The sequence below is a fragment of the Aquimarina sp. MAR_2010_214 genome, assembly GCF_002846555.1.
Classification (GTDB): Bacteria; Bacteroidota; Bacteroidia; order Flavobacteriales; family Flavobacteriaceae; genus Aquimarina.
In genome coordinates this window covers 348119-367021 of sequence record NZ_PJMS01000001.1, presented here as the reverse complement: position 1 = coordinate 367021, position 18903 = coordinate 348119, and the positions used below count along the sequence as shown (strand labels likewise).

General features: G+C 33.2%; 11 protein-coding genes. 7 read left to right on the top strand and 4 right to left on the bottom strand.

Features of this window, described 5'->3' with window-relative positions; all coding sequences use genetic code 11:
* Nucleotides 1–77 precede the first annotated feature (77 nt).
* The 3 genes from ATE84_RS01615 to chrA form a co-directional block, all read right to left on the bottom strand.
* Nucleotides 78–2465, bottom strand: a complete 2388-nt coding sequence (locus tag ATE84_RS01615; protein ID WP_101445260.1) for an inorganic phosphate transporter — start codon at nt 2463–2465, stop codon at nt 78–80.
* A 77-nt stretch (nt 2466–2542) separates the two neighbouring features.
* Nucleotides 2543–3742, bottom strand: a complete 1200-nt coding sequence (locus ATE84_RS01610) for a porin (protein ID WP_101445258.1) — start codon at nt 3740–3742, stop codon at nt 2543–2545.
* A gap of 281 nt (nt 3743–4023) precedes the next feature.
* Nucleotides 4024–5154 (bottom strand): chromate efflux transporter, encoded by a 1131-nt coding sequence (gene chrA / locus ATE84_RS01605; protein ID WP_101445256.1) that lies wholly within the window; start codon nt 5152–5154, stop codon nt 4024–4026.
* A gap of 272 nt (nt 5155–5426) precedes the next feature.
* Here chrA and ATE84_RS01600 point away from each other — a divergent pair, with 272 nt between their 5' ends.
* From ATE84_RS01600 to ATE84_RS01570, 7 genes are all read left to right on the top strand, one after another.
* A complete protein-coding gene (locus ATE84_RS01600) occupies nt 5427–5786 on the top strand; it encodes a toxin-antitoxin system YwqK family antitoxin (RefSeq protein ID WP_101445254.1) in 360 nt (119 codons plus the stop codon).
* 382 nt (nt 5787–6168) lie between these two features.
* The gene (locus tag ATE84_RS01595; RefSeq protein WP_101445252.1) at nt 6169–8979 is read left to right on the top strand and encodes a TonB-dependent receptor; all 2811 of its coding nucleotides are present in this window, start codon (nt 6169–6171) and stop codon (nt 8977–8979) included.
* Between the two features lie 41 nt (nt 8980–9020).
* Complete coding sequence (locus ATE84_RS01590) at nt 9021–10349, top strand: hypothetical protein (protein WP_101445251.1); 1329 nt, start codon at nt 9021–9023, stop codon at nt 10347–10349.
* Between the two features lie 516 nt (nt 10350–10865).
* Nucleotides 10866–13631 carry a TonB-dependent receptor gene (locus ATE84_RS01585; RefSeq protein WP_101445249.1) on the top strand — a complete coding sequence of 922 codons (2766 nt, stop codon included), beginning with the start codon at nt 10866–10868 and terminating at the stop codon, nt 13629–13631.
* Nucleotides 13632–13766: 135 nt separating this feature from the next.
* Nucleotides 13767–14984: a hypothetical protein gene (locus ATE84_RS01580; protein WP_101445248.1), complete on the top strand. Its 1218-nt coding sequence runs from the start codon at nt 13767–13769 to the stop codon at nt 14982–14984.
* Between the two features lie 360 nt (nt 14985–15344).
* Nucleotides 15345–15770, top strand: a complete 426-nt coding sequence (locus tag ATE84_RS01575) for a hypothetical protein (RefSeq protein WP_101445246.1) — start codon at nt 15345–15347, stop codon at nt 15768–15770.
* A 107-nt stretch (nt 15771–15877) separates the two neighbouring features.
* Nucleotides 15878–17341: a T9SS type A sorting domain-containing protein gene (locus tag ATE84_RS01570; protein WP_101445244.1), complete on the top strand. Its 1464-nt coding sequence runs from the start codon at nt 15878–15880 to the stop codon at nt 17339–17341.
* A gap of 73 nt (nt 17342–17414) precedes the next feature.
* On the opposite strand, the gene ATE84_RS01565 is transcribed toward ATE84_RS01570, so the two are convergent.
* On the bottom strand, nt 17415–18821 hold the full coding sequence (locus tag ATE84_RS01565) for an MATE family efflux transporter (protein ID WP_101445242.1): 1407 nt from the start codon (nt 18819–18821) through the stop codon (nt 17415–17417).
* Nucleotides 18822–18903: the final 82 nt, after the last annotated feature.

Genomic DNA, 18903 nt, shown 5'->3' with positions numbered 1-18903 from the left:
TTGTTCTTATAAAAATTAAGAAGGCTAAATATCAATTTATTTAGCCTTCTTTGTAATTTATTTAGAGATGAAATTTACTATTTATGATCTCTATACGTTTCTAACAAGTTCATTGTTGCTGCAATGAGATCTTTGGTTTCTAATAGTAATCCAAAATACAGAGTTGTATTTTTTGGGCTACTTTCTTCAGTTCTTGTTCTAGCAACTTGTTTATCAATTTTTTGATTTACCTTATTAAAGAGTTCTTGTTTCTCGCTAATAATGCTATCTATATGATCAAAATCTCTGTCGCTAAATGCTTTTTTGATTTGTCTAAACAACTCATTTAATTGCTCTTCGATTACTTTTAAATCTTTAATTTGATTGAATCGAAGTTTTTTATGATTATTGTTTACGTGCTTATGACTTGCTTTGGTTATATATTCTAAAGATTGAGACATATCTTGTAGGTAGCCTAAGATGTTGATATAGAAATTACTAGCGCCTATACTGGATTCATCTAAGTTCTTGATAAAGTAGAAAATATTATCTCTTAGTTCTTCGACTTCTTCGTCTAGTTTGGCAATACCTTTTTTACTTTTCTTTAAGGCAATTAAGTCATATTTTATAAGGCTATCGATTGTGCTTGTATAAATTTTATTTCCTCTGTTCACAAAAGATTTGATATTATCGGCACTTTCTTCGATCACTCCTTGAACAGAGCTACTCTCAGAATTTTTAAGACTATCTTCAGCTTTTTCTGCTTTAACCCTTTTTCTATAATTTATAGTATTTCTTGCTAAAAGCAATACTGCTACAAGTAATAGTACGGCAACCATTATAGGTCCACCCAGATTAATCAAAAATGCTACTGTTGCTGCTGCAACAAATGCACTTATAGCCGTAAAGAACCATCCGCCAATTACATTAAGTACTCCTGCTACACGATATACAGCACTCTCTGTTCCCCATGCTCTATCTGCTAATGATGTACCCATTGCTACCATAAAAGTAACATAAGTTGTAGAAAGTGGTAATCCCATAGAAGTTGCAATAGAAATCAAAACTCCGGCAACCATAAGATTTACTGCTGCTCTTACCATATCAAAAGCTGGCATTTCATAGTTTTTGTTCTTTGGTAGATCTATTACAGGTTTAGTGAATCTTTTTTCTATAAATTCCATTGCAGGCTTTGGCGTAATAGCAGCAAGTACTTGGGATATCAATACTGTACCTCTAACAACGCCTCTAGATAGAAAATTTGGCTTGAAACGTTCTTTGGCTTCTCCTTCTCTGGAAAGGTTAATTTCGGTATCGGCAACATATCGTGCTTTTTTCGAAAACCATAATGTAAGCACCATAATTCCTCCTGCCAAGAATAATAATAACACTGGTGTTTCACTTTTTTTAGCTAAAACATCCATAGAAAATTCTGCTGCAGGAACACCAGAAACTACCCAAGCCTCATAAGATTGCCAACCAGCAATAGGAACACCAATAAAGTTTACCAAATCATTACCAGAAAAAGCTAACGCTAATCCAAATGTACCAACAATGATAATAAGCTTATAAATATTTATTTTAAAGAAATTAATAAGAATATATGACAATACTGACCATAGTACAAAACCAGCAGCTACAATCTGAAACACATAAGTTTCTAAAAACCCTCTTAGTGTCATTTTAATAGTACCTGCATCTCCATCTATTTTGAATAAGCTTTTCTGTGCTTTTGCTAATTCTTTTACACTTTCGTATGCACTACCAAAATAATTATTAGCCCAGTCTAATAATCCTTCTGGACCACCATTATAAACAACATCAATTATGGCTTTAGCATAATTAGTTCCTTTAATTCCTTTCATGAAAATGAAATATAGTAATGCAGTTAATGCAATCCCGCCAAATAAAGCACCAACCCATTTGGCTTTCTTTTCGAAATTATAAGATAATAGCAAACGAGTTATAAATTGTACAATAGCACCCACTGAGAATGCTATCACGACCGAGAGTAGAATACCACTAATAATTTTTGTTGCGGTCTTAGTATTAATATAATTCCCTAAATCAGAAAAAGTTAGCCCTTGATCTGCTCCAATTTTAATTAATGCAATAGCTACTGCTGCTCCTAAAAGGTTAAATACAATAGATACCGTTGTCGAAGTAGGCATTCCTAGCGTATTAAAAAAATCGAGCAGGAGTATGTCTGTGATCATAACTGCCATAAAGATGATCATGATCTCATCAAAATAGAATTCGCCCGGATTAAATATACCCTTACGAGCTACTTCCATTAATCCACTAGAGAAAACAGCTCCAGCAGCAATACCAATACTGGCAACAATCATAATTGTTCTAAAAGACACTGCTTTAGAACCAATAGCCGAATTTAGGAAGTTAACAGCATCATTACTAACTCCTACAATAAGGTCGGCAATCGCTAATATCGCTAGCGCGACTACCATTAATAAATAAATATTATCCATACTTTTTGTTTAAGGTGCAAATATTATAATCAATTCTCAGCTTAATGTTACCAAACTGTTATGTATTAGCTTGTGATTTAGAAATGTATATCAAATTGTAATCTATACATTAACCCACTACTATCCCCGTCTTCAGTGGTATAACTTATGTCTGATTGAACTTTTAAGTTATGCCCTGCAATATATTTTGATACCCCTAAGGTATATTGTTCTTCAAGATTTTTACCAACAATTGCATCATAATTTAGATTGGTATAACGTCCTGCTACTTCCCAATTGCTTTTAAATAAGTATCCAGCTTGAAAATTTAATGCATTACCAACCTGAACGATATCTCCTGTTGGTGTCCCATCTTCTTCTATCGCAATCGCTTCATCAGCATCTCTATCGGCAAATTCTCCCATAAAAGAGAAACCTTTATACTTAAACACAGCATCTACAAATATTGTAGAGATATTAGTCTCATAAAAACCAGTATTGGTTTGCATATAGGAGCCTTGATTACTTCTGTTTTTAACGGCATCAGCGTTAAAATCATAAGTTGCGGCTAGCATTAATTTAGGAGTTTGTTCTCTCTTAAGATCTCCTCCTTTATAATCTCCTTTACCTTTAAATTTACCAAAAGGTAATAATTCGAGTCTCCCTGTATATTGATGACCACCTAAATTTCCACTGGTAATATTTCTTCCTTCCCCTTGAGAAACTGCAAAAGCTTCTCTAACTATAAATTTGTCTGAAAGATTAAAGTGATGTCTTAATTGTACTCCCAAATCACGATCTATATTAAATCGACTATTTAATCTGGACCGATCTACTAATTGTAAGTTTGCTGAAGAAATAACACGCTCTACATTACCTGGCAGTTTTGTTTGCCCTGCCCAAAGTGTAAAGTTTTTATAGAAATTCCATTTTATAACAGCATCTAGGATATAACGTGGAGCGTTATTTGTGAATTCTGAAGCCCCTGAAATATCTCTATTAGATAATCCCAGTTCTATTTTATATTGAAGTTTTGGACTATAAGCAAAACCATTAAATTTTAAACGCGCTCTTCTTACCAAAAAATTGGTTTCTGGTTTGCTATAATCGCCATCATTAATATCCCAACCGGTAGTAGAAAGTAATTGAAATCTAGTTGCAAATTTCATGCTCCAGGAGCTATCTTTGGCAACAACATTTAGGATTCCTTTTCCGAATTTAGTCTCAGTAGTTTCCTGAGCATTTACAAAACAAAGCGTAAATAGAACTAACGCCGTTAGTGTATTCTTTAATTTCATAATCGATACTAGTTTTTGTCGCTTGCAAATAACCTGTATCTATGTTAACTTAATGTTAACTTAATGTTTTATAATAATTATATTAAAATGTTTTTTTTGAGTATTTATGCAAAACGAAAAAGGCTAACCGTTTTCGGTTAGCCCTGTATTTCAAAAATCTAAGTCGACAAAAACTAATATGATTTTTTGAAACTACAAATGTCGTCTTACGACTCGCCAAAAATATTTTATTTGGCGAGTTTTTATGTTACCAAAACTTTAAGCTATCGTTAAAAATGGCTCTATACAAGACTTAACACGTATCCGAGAAATGATCCGCCAAGTACAATCCACATTGGATTTACTTTCTTAATTCCAAAAATCATACTAGTGCTTACTAAAGCGATACTTATTGCTTTCCAGTCGATTAAAGCATCTAAAGACATCACAAATAATACTGATAACATGATGGCCACCGCTGCAATATTTACAGTATCGAGAAAATAACCAAGTATTTTGGACTTCCTCATTTTAGGTACTAGTGGGTTAAGAAGTAATACAAAAAGAAAAGAAGGAAGAAAGATTCCTATTGTAGCTGCTATAGCTCCCCAAAACCCTGCTAATTGATAACCGATAAAGGTTGCAGTAGATAAAACAGGGCCTGGTGTAAACTGCCCAACTGCAATAGCATCTATCAATTCTAGTCTGGTTAACCATCCTTTTGTTACTAATTCTGCATCCAGATAGGCAAACAAAACATATCCACTACCATATAATATAGCGCCAACCTTAAAAAATGTCCAAAAAACTTTAATAGAAGAAAGTTTGATAAAAGTAAGCGTAGCAATTTTAAATATGAAAAACGGAGCAACAGATTTAGACGAAGTACTTAATTTAGATTTAGAATAAAAATATAATATTCCAAAAAGACCAGCACCTAACAATGCAATAACTTCATTTACGCCCAATAAACTAAAAATTAGCACTAATACTCCGATTGTACCTAGTTCCCAGTTTTTTAATGCTTTCTTCCCTAATTTTAGAATTGCCGATAAAATAATAGCTAATACAGCAGGTTTGATTCCAGAAATAAAAGGAGTTACCTCGGGTAGTTGTCCATAAGAAGTATAGAACCAGGCCAAAACTCCCGTAATAACTACTGCTGGAAAAATAAAACATGCTCCAGCAACAAGTAGACCTGCGATACCAGCACGCTCATGGCCGCAATGCATGGTCATTTCGGTAGAATTAGGACCAGGAATCAGGTTTGTGGCTCCAATAAGATCTAGAAAATGTTGCTTATCCATCCATTTTCTCTTATCAACTATTTCATTTTCCATCATGGCAATATGTGCTGCCGGACCACCAAAAGCAAAACAACCTAACTTAAAGAAAACAATAGCGACCTCAATAAGCTTTTTCTTTTTATTCATTCAAATCCAATAATAGGTTTATGGAGTAACACAGGTGATTTAATGTCATCAAAAATATAAATATAATACCAGTCGTAGTACCAAAAATAGTATGAGATTGATGATTATAAATAGTATAAAAAGTAAAGATTAGCATTGGTTAAGGTGTTAAATGTCAAATAATTGCACGATTAATGTTAATTTAATGTTACGTAAATGTTGTTTAAATGTAAAATAAATACTACTTTTATAGTATAAGTCGACATCCCAAATAATCTAAAATATTTAAAATCATGAAAAAGATAATAGTAGCAATGGCCATTTTATTTTCTGCAACTGTAATGGCTCAGGATGTAAAACCGACTTTTGAAAAGCAGGGAGATCAGATTAAAGGAACATTTTATTTTGAAGATGGAACAGTAAGACAACAAGGATTCTATAATAATGAAGGAGTGCTTCATGGAGAATGGAAATCGTATGATGCTACTGGAAAGAAAATTGCCATGGGGCAATACAACAATGGAGTAAAAACAGGGAAATGGTTTTTCTGGAATGCAGAAAAATTATCAGAAGTAAACTATGATAAAAACCAAATCGCTGATGTAACAACTTGGTCAGGTAAAGACAATGTAGTTGTGAATTATAAAAATTAGGTTTTTATTACAAAAAATAAACAAAAAAAGACTTCCGATATGGGAGTCTTTTTTTGTTTACCATACCTTCAAAAAAGAATGATATTACTTCTTTGATTTGACTTTTCAATCTAAGATATATTTCATTTTTTTTACATTACTGATATGTTATATGTTTTCTTAACAATAAAGGGAGTCTTTTTAAGAAGCTTTTTGTTGTTGTTAATTGTTTGCTTGTAACAGCTTAAGTGTGGTTATAACACTGAATTAATGTTGAGAAAACATTCAATAAACAATGTGAGGTAACAATTTTCTAACATTAATATGATACATAATTAATTTTTGAATAACACACATTTAACACTGCCTGTCGTTCTTTGCCGGGAATTTCAGAACAAGTTAAATGAAAAAAATTGTTACACTTTTTGCGTTATTTTTTGTAGGAATACTCTTCGCGCAAGAAACCGGATCGATTACCGGAACATTGTTAGACAAGGAATCTAATAATCAACCTTTGCCTTTTGCTAATGTGTTAGTTAAAGGAACAACTAAAGGAACGACAACAGATTTTGATGGTTTATATACTATTGAAAATCTAGAACCAGGGACATATGTACTAGAGTTTAGTTTTATAGGATATGAAACTTTAGACGTTAAGGATGTAATCGTAAAATCAAATGAGACTACTACAGTCAATACAGCCTTGGCAGCTAGTGCAGCTGCATTAGATGAGGTTATAATTAAAACCACGACTAAGAAAGAATCTGAAGCAGCTATTTTATTAGAACAAAAAAATGCGGTAACTATTCAACAAAAGATAGGTGCGCAAGAACTTTCTAAAAAAGGAGTAAGTGATGTTGCAACTGGTTTAACTAAAGCAACAGGTATTTCTAAGCAGAGTGATAAATTATATGTTCGTGGATTAGGAGATCGTTATAACAATGCCTATTTAAATGGATTGCCTATTCCATCATTAAATCCAAAGTTAAAACTTATTGATCTGGGGATATTTCCGACCGATATAGTTGAGAATTTAGGGATTTATAAAACGTATTCTCCAGATATATATGGTGATTTTGCAGGAGCAAGTGTAAATATTGACACCAAGGACCGTCCTGGAAAAGGTTTTTTAGAAGTAGGTTTTAGTTCGGGAGTAAATTCTAATGCTATTAGTAATGATTTTTTCTTACTTAATGGTGGGCAATACGATGAATGGGGATTAGATGATGGATCAAGAAGAGTTCCTGTTTTCTTAGACATTCCGAACTATAATTATAATAGTACACAAATTGATTATTATCCTTTTGATACTTCTTTTAATCCGGTAAAAAGATTTAATGCTCCCGATGGAGGGATGAGTGTTACTGGTGGTAAAACCTTCACAATTGCAGAAGATCAGAAGTTAGATGTATTGGTTACAGCATCATTTGATCAAAGCCATAGAACAGCTCTTGGAGGTAATCAGGCTGCTTTTAACTCTCAAGGAGAAAGTATTACTGGAATAGGAAACTTTAAGAATGTAGATCGATATGAGTATTTTACTAACACTACAATATTAGGAAGTTTAGGATACCGCTGGAACAGTAGTAATAAGATTCTTGCAACTACCTTGTTTGTTAATGATACCGAAGACGAACTTAGAGAGTTTACAGATGGTGTTAGTAGTGAAGATACAGATGTTGGTATTCGCCTTAGAAGAGGGACCTATGAACAAAATAACCTGTTTACACAGCAACTTACAGGAGAACATAGATTTAACGAAGGAAAATATCAGTTAAATTGGGGAGTTGCTTATAATAAAGCAAAGGGCCTAATACCAGACAGACGTCAATTGGTGTTTACAGAATTACAAAATGGAAATCTTGTTTTAGGAAATCGTACAAGTCCGGATTTAGCAAACAACCAACGTTTTTATCAGGAATTAAATGAAAATGATTATTCTGGTAAGATTGATTTTGATATCAATTTCGGAAAGGATGAAGATGATAATTTTAAAAATGTACTTACTGTTGGATTAGCAGCAAGATCAAAAGATAGAGATTTTGAATCTAATCAGTTAAACTACAACCTTAATAGTCTTGTAAATCAAAATGTAGATTTTAATAATCCAGATGCAGTACTAAACGAAACTAATTTCCTTAGAGGAGAGTACATTGTTTTAGAAAATCTTAATCCAACAAGAATTTACGAAGCAGATTTATCAACCATTGCAGGATATGCAAATTTACAATATGCGTTCACAGAGAAACTAACTTTCAATGGAGGTGTTCGTGCAGAATTGTTTGAGCAAAATATATTTTATAGAGAACAACAGGATTTAGAGACGTCTCCTTTCAAAACACAAAAGATTGACGAAACTTTTATCCTTCCTAGTATAAGCTTGAAATATGAATTAAACTCAACATCAAACCTTCGTTTTGCAGCTAGTAAAACGGTTACACTGCCAAAATTCACAGAAATAGCACCTTTCTTAGATGAAGATGTTACCGAAGCTACTCTGGGAAATACTATTCTTAGTAATTCTGATAACTATAATGTTGATATCAAATGGGAACATTTCCCTGAACAAACTGGCGAATTGGTAGCGGCTACATTATTTGGTAAATATATAGAAAACCCAATCGAAAAAGTATATGTAGCGTCAGCTTCAAATGTAAACACATTCATAAATTCTGATAATGCTATAATCTTTGGAGCAGAATTAGAATACAGAAAGAATTTGGGTAATCTTTTTAAAATAGAAGAAACCATCTGGAACAACCTAAACTTTGGTATTAATACTACAGTAATGTATACACAGGTAGAAATTGACCCAACAATTACAACATTTAATGGCTCTAATATTGCTCCAACTAATGTAGAAAGACAATTACAAGGCGCTTCTCCTTTTCTGGTAAATGCAGATGTGGTGTATGCCAAAGAATTTGGTAACCACAAAATTACTTCAGCTTTAGATTTTAACCTTTTTGGAGATCGAGTGTATTCTGCTGGTGGAAATGGAGTAGGAGATATTTTTGAAAAAGGATTCGGAGTGCTAAATTTTAATTTCAAAGATGAGATAGGAAAGCATGTCGAAATAAGTCTTAAAGCTAAAAATTTATTAAACCCATCTATAGAACGATATCAGGATCAAGAAGATTTAGGTCAGGAGTTTACCACCTATAAATTTGATAACGGAATCAACTTTAGCCTTGGAGTTATTTTTAAACTTTAATTATAAACGAAAACACAATTAAAATTAATCATTATATAAAAATGAAAACTAAAAATTTACTTACGGGAATATTAATTGGAACAGCAGTTTTGTTTAATGCTTGTACCATACAGGAAGATAATATTGGAGATATCACAATCAACCAGGGAGGTACTGGAGGTGAGACTTCCGGAGCTGAGGTATTAGAAGGTCAGATTACACAAAATGTTACATTAAAATCAAGTGAAGTGTATGAGCTAAGAGGAGGTGTGTCAGTGGTAGATGGAGTAACATTAACGATCGAAGCTGGAACAAAAATTATCGCAGGTGATGCAGGAGGAGTATTCTCTTATTTGGCTATTGAACAAGGAGCAAAAATCATCGCAGAAGGTACTGCAGCGCAACCTATTGTATTTACTTCAAATAAATCTACTCCTAATCCCGGGGATTGGGGAGGATTATTGTTGGCAGGTAAAGCTCCTATCAATAGAGGTACTACAGCAACTACCGAAGTTGCAAACCTTACCTATGGGGGAACTGATCCAGCAGATAACTCAGGAATATTGCGTTACGTACGTTTAGAGTATACTGGAGGGAAAATTAATGATAATGCAGAATATAACGGGCTTTCATTATATGGTGTTGGTAGCGGAACTACTTTAGAATATATCCAAGCTTTTAACGGTAATGATGATGGTATCGAGTTTTTTGGAGGTACAGTAAATCTTAAATATGCTATTGTGACCGGTGCGGGAGATGATTCGTTTGACTGGACAGATGGATGGATAGGAAATGGGCAATTCTGGATAGCACAGCAAACTTCTGCCGGAGGAGATAAAGGAATCGAAGCAGATAATTTATCTTCTACACCTGATGCAGCTCCGTTCTCTAATCCTACCTTATCTAATATCACTCTAATCGGGGCAGAAGATGGTGATGGTGAAAATAAAGGAATTGAATTTAGAGCAGGAACCAAAGTAACAATTTACAATGCTATAATCAAAGCATTTCCAGGAAAAGGAATTGAAGTTGATGATGACCAAACATTGATCAACCTTAATAATAATGAAGTAATTGTTAAAAATTCTATCATCGATAATGCAAAATCGTTTGATTTGGATCATGGTGGTGCAACTGTTGATCTGGCAGACTTTGCAGCTTTTAATAATTTTACGGTAGATGGTTCTGGTGCTCCATTTAATAGTGCAGGTTCTGCTATACCAACTGGTTTTGAAATTACTGGTTTCAGAGGAACCTATGCATATACTACTGCAGTAGATGGTGTAGATAATTTTGATCCTTCTACATTAGGAGCATTCTTTGACGCTGCTAACTATGCTGGAGCATTACAAGAGAGTGATACCTGGACATCAGATTGGACTCGTCAATAATATAATATCCCATAATTTAAGTATTTGAATTGTAGAAGCTTGGTTAATCGCCAAGCTTCTTTTTTTTTGTGTATTTCAGAATAAATAATTTATAAATAGTTAAGAATCAATTTGGAAGCTTGAAAACGCAAAGAAAACTGATCTTAGAATCTTGTATTTTGTGATAGCATTTTATCTTAGTGTTAAGACAGGTTTTATGGATTTACTCGGTTTAACACCTTCGTAACAATTCTCTAATAATTTATAAAAATAGATTTTGAATTACTATAGCCATTTGAGACTCAAATAAGGTATAGATCAAAATGTCTTAATTTGTTTAGAGTATTCCTTGTAAACCAGTAGCTTATTAACGATTTAATAGTGTGAAATCCTTGATGAAAATCACATGAAAATCCTACAGGTTTCACCTTTTTATTTATTTTTTCCTACATCACAATCCCTTAAACTAACCATAATAGTGGCATAAAATCTATTACTGTAAAACCGTATTTATTTGTAAAAGATTTAAAACACGAAATGAGAAAATTATTTACGATAGCAGCTCTACTTTGTTTAGGTGCTGTTTTTGCACAAGAAACCGGAACAATTGCCGGTAAATTATTAGACAAAGAGTCAAACAATCAACCTCTTCCTTTTGCCAATGTAATTGTAGGAGGTACTACCAAAGGAGGATCCACAGATTTTGATGGGTTATATGAGATTACAGATGTTCCTGTAGGGACATATACGTTACAATTTAGTTTTACGGGATATCAAACGGTAGAAATACCAAATGTAGTAGTAGAGGCGGGCAAAGTAGCGGTAGTAGATGCTACTATGGGAGCTACAGCAGCAGCATTAGAAGAAGTTTTAATAAAAGTGGTTACAAGTAGAGAACGTGAAGAAGCTCTTTTAATAGAACAGAAAAATGCTATTCAAATTGAACAAAAAATTGGAGCAGAAGAACTTTCGCGAAAAGGAGTTAGCGATGCAACAGCTGCTGCCTCTAAAATATCAGGAGTTGCAAAACAAGAGGGGTCTAATAAGGTTTATGTTAGAGGACTTGGTGACAGATATAATAGTACAACCTTAAATAGTCTTCCGTTACCATCAAATGATCCTAGATATAAAAATATTTCTTTAGACTTGTTCCCTACAGATATTATTCAAAATTTAGGAGTAAGTAAGGCCTTTTCTAATAACCAAAATGGAGATGTAGGAGGTGCAAATATAAATATTAATAGTAAGGTTTTTGAAGGTAAAAGTGGTTTTAAGGTGAGTGTATCAAGTGGATTAAACTCTCAAGCTGTTGAAAAAAAAGACTTTAAGATGATAGATGGAGCCAATTGGATCGGAATAGCAGATCATACGGATCCAAAATTAACAGATTTAACAGTGTATGCTTTTGATGATAATTTAGCGCCAGATCAATCTGGAATTATACCCTTGAATCTTGGTGTTTCCTTGGATTGGGGAAAGAAATATAATTTTGGAGATGAAAGCTCGCTATCCATGTTCTTAGTAGGTTCTTTTAGTAACGGATATAATTACAAGGATGGCAGTTCAATAAACTTTAATAACGATGGTACTTTTGGGAGTAGCTATACAAGTGCCGAAGAATTTGACTACTCGAATACTAAGGTGGCAATGGGTAATTTTAAGTATAAAATAAATTTATCCAATGATATATCTTACAACACATTTTTAGTACACTCCAATAGTCAAAAAGTTCAGGATTATTTAGGAACAAAACCGGACGTTGCAGATACTGATGGAGAACTGGCTCGAGTGGTACAACAAACCCAAAACCAAAATCTTTTGTATGTTAATCAACTTATTTCAAAACATGAAATAGGGAAATCTTTTGATATCGATCTTGGAGCCTCTTATAACTTGGTGAAAAATGATGAACCTAATAGAAAGAGAAATATTTTTATCATTAATACCGATGATAATATCACTCGTTTAGCTTCTGGAACTCCAAGAAATAATAGTCGTTATTATCACAACCTTAAAGAAAATGATCTTAATGCTAAAGCAACAATAACAAGGTATTTTGGAGGAAGAGCGAAAGATGAAAATAAAGGAAAAATAACTCTTGCATATAATTTTAGAAATACGACAAGAGAATTTGAAGCCATTTATTTCGATTATAATTTACCTAGTACTATTGTTATTGATCCTAATAACTTGGAAACTACTTTAAACCAGTCAGGATTAGATAATGATGTCTTTAGATTTACAACTGGTTTTGGCTTTGCAGATAATGCTCTTGATCCTTTTACATATGATGCTAATAAAGCTATGAACAGTGCTGCTTTAGGTATAGATTACAAGTTTTCTGAAAAATTTTATGCCAGTGTAGGAGGAAGATTTGAGGACGTGAAAATGGAGGTAGAATGGTTTACCAATCTTACAAATTCAGACAGAGATAATGAAGGACCTTTGAATATCGATGAGACTTATTTTCTTCCTTCTGTTAACTTAAAATATAACATCAACGAAAAAAATATACTTCGTCTCTCGGCAAGTCAAACCTATACATATCCTCAATTTAAAGAAGTGGCACCATTTATATATGAAGGAATTGATTATTTAGAATCTGGAAACCCCGAATTGAAACCATCAGATAATTATAATATCGATTTAAAATGGGAAATATATCCACAAAGTGATGAATTGATATCAGCTTCAGTATTTGGTAAACAAGTTAGTGATGCAATCAATAGAATAGAACGTATATCTGCAGCTGACAGGAACTTCACGTATGCCAATTTAGGAGATGCTACCATAGCAGGAATTGAAATAGAAGTAAAAAAGAATTTGTATAAAAATGAAACAGATGATGATAAATCTCAAAAACTGAGTGTAGGAGGAAATGTAACATACATGTATACAAATTTAGAATTCAAAGACACAGATAAACTTGAGAATCAAGGAATTCTTGTTACAGGTAAAGACTCTGAATTAGAAGGAGCTGCACCTATTTTAATTAATAGTGATATCACTTATAGAAGTGTTAATGATAAGAAAGAGTTTTTGGCAACCATGGTGTTTGCATATCAGACTGATAAAGTATTTAGTATAGGTTCAAATTTTAATAATAATATCGTTCAAAAAGCTGTTGCAAATCTTGATTTTATTATGGAGCGAAAATTTAATGACCAAATCGGAATTAAATTCAAAGCTACCAACCTTTTAAACCCCAAAATTGAACAAGTAAGAGATGTGCCTCAAGAATTTGTTATGAGATCTTACCAAAGAGGGATAAATTTTTCACTAGGACTTAACTATAAATTTTAACACATAAAAAGCATTTTACCTTAAAATAAAATTAAAGTAAGATACTTAACGCATACATAATGAACTCTTTACTATAGGTTTAGATGCTATAGGGTTCTTTGTTAAGAATGAAATAATAACTCAAAAACAAACAAAATGAAAAAATTAAAGTTTTTATCAATATTAGTAATAGCAGCAGTAATATTCGCATGCTCTAGTGATGATGATACTCCAACGAAACCTTCTGCTGATCCAAAAAAGGATGGTGAAATAGCTTCTCAAGACGATCCAGATTTGGATGAGGCAGATCTAAAAGGTAATATTACTGGTAATATTACATTGGCTGCAAGTAAAACTTGGCTTCTTACTGGATCATTAACCGTAAAATCAGGGCAGACGTTAACTATAGAAGCAGGAACAACTGTAAAAGCAAAAGCTGGAGGTACAGATGTGTACTTAGCTGTTGAGCGAGGAGCAAAAATAGAAGCCAAAGGTACTGCTGCGGCTCCTATAAAATTCACATCAGATGCAACTAACCCAAGACCTGGAGATTGGGGAGGGATAGTAATTGCAGGAAAAACCCCTACCAACAAGGGAGCAAATGCAGAAACTGAAGTTGCTGAACTTAAGTATGGAGGTACTGATAACGCAGATAACTCAGGAACTCTTACGTATGTAATAGCAGAATATACAGGTGCTAAGATTAATGGAGATCAAGAATTCAATGGAATTTCTTTATACACGATAGGTACAGGAACGACTATTAATAATATTGCTGTTTTTAACGGGGCAGACGATGGTGTAGAATTCTTTGGTGGGACAGTAAATGTAGAGAACATTCTTTGTGTGAATATCAAAGATGATATGTTTGACTTCACAGAAGGATATACAGGAACTTTAACGAACCTTTTTGGAGTTAGAGAAAGTGGATTTAATGATGCTACAGAAAACACAAGAGGTATCGAAGGTGATAGCAATGGTTCTAACAATGCAGCTACTCCTGTTTCTATGCCTACTTTTGAGAAAGTTACCGTATTAAATCTTTCTAAAATAACTCCATTAAAAGCAGGAGCTGAAATTAGAAGAGGTTCAGAAGTAACAATCAACAACTTATTCTTTGGGACATTAAATGATGCTACTTTTGGAAACAGAATAGATACTAAAGATAGCAAAGGAAACGGAACAGTTACTTTTACAAATGCAATACAACAAGGTGCAGTAGGTGATGATAAAATAGGAGGTACTATTACAGGTGCTTTTACTACAGATAATGATGCGATTACAGTAGCTACCGATGGTACTGTAACCATAAAAGCTGGAGTTGGTGCAGATTTTTCAAAATTTGCTTGGACAAAATATACTGTTAAAAAATAATAGTTACAATAGATTAGTCATATTATAGAAACACCCTCATATTTTTGAGGGTGTTTTTTTATTAGAAACTTATTAAGATGTTGTTGTAGAAAATGAACGCAAGCCAAAAACGAAGCGCAGATTAATCATTTAGAAAATAACTATAAAAATGTTATAGAGGCAGCAATAAAAACTTTTTGTTATGATAAATTGGATATTTATCTATTACCTATAAGTTAATATTTTATGAGTAAAATATCATAAAAACATTAATGGTTTTAAGACTTTATTATTTAACTCTGGACTACGGTGAAACCGTAATACAGCTATATGGATTATTGACTAAATTTCGTTGAACATAAATCTTAAACCTAAGCAACAATGAAAACTAAATATTACATTTTACAGTTATTATCGTTAATTACATTTAGTACTTTTTCTAATGCGGAGATAGCTATAAGAAAAGAAATAGGTCATCGTTTATATTCCCATATAGACGGTAAAAAAAATACTGCTAGATTAGGAGGCGTAAGTGCTTATATTGCTGTCTTAAAAGCAGGTGAAATAGATGTCCAAGGTACTGCTGATATACTTGTGGGAATGTCTTCTGAAAATGGTAACCCTGGTGATTGTGGAGGTCTTATTATCTGTGGTAAAGCTACAATAACTAATATTTTACTAGATGGTTATGCAACTACACTTCAGATGAAAGATAATGTTCCTTTATCTAATGTACAAATTGATGTAGTAGATGCTACTACAATAGCACCTCATAATACAAGTGCTCAAGTGGACAGTTCTACATAGACTTGGAGAATTGCTGGTCTATAAGAAATTTAGAATTAGCCATATTATAGATTCACCCTCAGAATTAACTCATAAAATATAAATCTAACTTTTAAAACTTTTCTATTATGAAAATTACTAAACACTGTTTTATTATTATTATTATCCATATGCTTATAAGCATAATTAGTAATGCTAAAGATATTGAAGCAGATTTTTCTGAATTTTGTTTCCTAAAAGGAACAACACCAATCGAAAAATCAGTAACTGACAAGAAAGTACTTTCCCTTAAACATCATCGAATGGTTTATCTTGGTAATGACGAAAAAATTGCTAGGAAAAGATTTTGTACTGATTACTCTGGTGAAGTTAGAAGGCATAATCTATATCTAGATACAAAATTGCAAGTAGGTAAGGTTTATTATCTAAATAGTTCTATTGAAAGAGATCAGACAAGGTATGGTTATTTTTTAGTTAAAAGAGCTTACGACACACCTCATAATGATACTGATGGTGCGTATTCCCCTAATCCTTTATTACTAAATATTGACTGTTCACAAGTTTTTACTCTAAAACATCACCGAATGGTTAATCTTGGGACTAGTGAAACAATTGCTAAACAAAGAAAATGTAATGGATACTCTGGAACTGTGGGAAGACACAATTTGTACTTAGGAAACAAATTGCAGGTAGGCAAAGTTTATTATCTAAATAGTTCTATAGAAAATGATGAGACCAGATATAGCTATTTTTTGGTAAAAAGAGCTTACGATACACCTCATTATGATACTGATGGGGCATATTCTGTAAATCCAAGACTTCTTGAAATTAAATGTGATAGAGATGGTGATGGTGTTGAAGACAATCAAGACAATTGTCCAGATGTAGCAGGTCCCGCTTCTAATAATGGATGTCCAAAAACACCTAATCTAGTTATTGACCTAAATGATTCTAAAGTTTTTTCTCAATGCCAAAGCTGCTCTCCCTTTTTGGATACATTTATGAATAGCGGAAAAAGACATTTGATTGCTGGTGGTGTAGGAAATATTAATTTTAATCGATTGGAGATTAGAAATATTGGAAACTCTATATCCAATGGAGCAAAAGTTGATTTCTATTTTTCACGAAATAATACACTTGAGAAAAACAATGATAAACGGGTTAAGAATATTTCAATCCCTAGTCGTAATCCTAATAGCTCTTATGGAATCCAAACTTCAATTACCGGATGGGATCTATGGGGAAGTGGAGCTTCAAGTTCTGCAAATAATGGGAATTACTATATCTTGGTAGATATTGATGCAACAAATACAAATAGTGAAGGGTCTAATGGAGAATCAGATAATTTTTTGGCGATACCTATCACATACAATAGTAGTGCAACGGCAAGTTCTAGGCTTTTACGAAACAGTTTCTTTAAAGTTGATTTAGCAAATAAACCTTACGAAGTATCTGTTTTTACAATTTTTGGAGCACAAGTAACAAAAAAAACAGTTGCTAATAAAGAAGGAGAAAATACTCTTGCCAAAAACTTACCAAAAGGTTTTTATATCATTAAAAATGGTACAGAAACCTATAAGGTGGTTAAATAACTTACAGATTTGCAAATAGATAAAATCCCGTAAAATTTATTTTACGGGGTTTATTGTAAAGTATAGCTAAGTTCTACACTTTTACCTCTTTCCATTTTCCCTTCCTAAACCAGATAATTCCAATCACTGCGATTAAAACTTCGGCAAAGGTAATGGCTAGAAACACACCCATTGCGCCCCAATCAAACACCAGGGCTGCGAGATATGCAAATGGTAACTGAAATATCCAGAAACAAAAGAAATTAATGATAGTAGGAGTCTTGGTGTCACCAGCCCCGTTAAAAGACTGTATGATTACCATCCCATAGGCATAAAATACATATCCTGCTGCAATTACACGTAAACTTAAGGCTCCATATTCTATGATTAATGCTTCATCACTAAAGATTCTTATGATTGCTTCTGCAAATAAGAGGTAAAATATAGATACAATAGCCATAAAATATGCATTGTATTTTCCTGTTTTCCAAACTGATTGCTCGGCACGTTCTGGCTTTGCAGCACCTAGGTTTTGACCTACTAACGTAGCCGCAGCATTACTCATCCCCCAGGAAGGCATTAGAGTAAACATTAATACTCTAATAGCTATAGTATAGCCTGCCAGTACTTCACTACCAAACTCAGCCATAATCCGCATCAAAAATACCCAGCTAGATGTTCCGATAATGAATTGTCCAATCCCTCCCAAAGAGACTTTGATCAAGTTACCCATAATTGCTGCACGAAAAACAATATCTTTAAAAGCAACCTTGATCTTACTCCAGCCATAAAAAAGGATTAACAATTGAAATATTACTGCGCTACCTCTTCCTATTGTAGTAGCAATTGCTGCTCCCTGAACACCAAAAGCAGGCACAGGACCAAACCCAAAAATAAAAATTGGATCCAGAATAATGTTTAATACATTAGAAAATATTAATACTCGCATAGCTACAGAAGCGTCACCTGCACCTCTAAATACGGCATTGATTAAAAACAAAAGCATTATGGTCACGTTTCCGCCTAATAATACTTGAGTATAGCCATATCCATCTGCAATAAGATCTGGATCGGCTCCCATGAGTCCAAGTATTTCTTTTGGAAAAATGATGCCTATAGCACTAATTATTAGTGCTATTACTATTCCTAAAAGGATAGATTGTATTGCAGTTTGCGAAGCACCACTAATATCTTTTTCACCCACTCTACGGGCAACAATTGCGGTAACTCCCATACTAAGCCCAATAGCAATAGCATATACTAGAGTAAGTACAGATTCTGTTAATCCTACCGTGGCAATAGCATTAGCTCCAAGACTAGAAACATAGTAAGCATCTACAAGAAAAAATATAGATTCCATCATCATTTCTAGTACCATAGGAACAGAAAGCATAAATACTGCTCTACGAATACTGCCAGAAGTGAATTCTTGCTCTTTACCAGTTAATGCAATTTTGAAATATGAAAATATACGAGTAAGTGTAAGTTTATTTTTAATCATGATAATTAAGAATTATGAGTTAAATGAAATAAAGGATAAGGACTAAAGAAGGAAATCCTTAGCTTCTGAATCGAGTGGTCTC

Excerpts from the sequence above, each read along its gene's own strand:
- ATE84_RS01595 (WP_101445252.1), top strand. The coding sequence starts at position 6,169 with ATGAAAAAAATTGTTACACTTTTTGCGTTATTTTTTGTAGGAATACTC.
- ATE84_RS01610 (WP_101445258.1), bottom strand. The coding sequence starts at position 3,742 with ATGAAATTAAAGAATACACTAACGGCGTTAGTTCTATTTACGCTTTGT.
- ATE84_RS01585 (WP_101445249.1), top strand. The coding sequence starts at position 10,866 with ATGAGAAAATTATTTACGATAGCAGCTCTACTTTGTTTAGGTGCTGTT.
- ATE84_RS01575 (WP_101445246.1), top strand. The coding sequence starts at position 15,345 with ATGAAAACTAAATATTACATTTTACAGTTATTATCGTTAATTACATTT.
- ATE84_RS01565 (WP_101445242.1), bottom strand. The coding sequence starts at position 18,821 with ATGATTAAAAATAAACTTACACTTACTCGTATATTTTCATATTTCAAA.
- ATE84_RS01580 (WP_101445248.1), top strand. The coding sequence starts at position 13,767 with ATGAAAAAATTAAAGTTTTTATCAATATTAGTAATAGCAGCAGTAATA.
- ATE84_RS01570 (WP_101445244.1), top strand. The coding sequence starts at position 15,878 with ATGAAAATTACTAAACACTGTTTTATTATTATTATTATCCATATGCTT.
- chrA (WP_101445256.1), bottom strand. The coding sequence starts at position 5,154 with ATGAATAAAAAGAAAAAGCTTATTGAGGTCGCTATTGTTTTCTTTAAG.
- ATE84_RS01600 (WP_101445254.1), top strand. The coding sequence starts at position 5,427 with ATGAAAAAGATAATAGTAGCAATGGCCATTTTATTTTCTGCAACTGTA.
- ATE84_RS01615 (WP_101445260.1), bottom strand. The coding sequence starts at position 2,465 with ATGGATAATATTTATTTATTAATGGTAGTCGCGCTAGCGATATTAGCG.
- ATE84_RS01590 (WP_101445251.1), top strand. The coding sequence starts at position 9,021 with ATGAAAACTAAAAATTTACTTACGGGAATATTAATTGGAACAGCAGTT.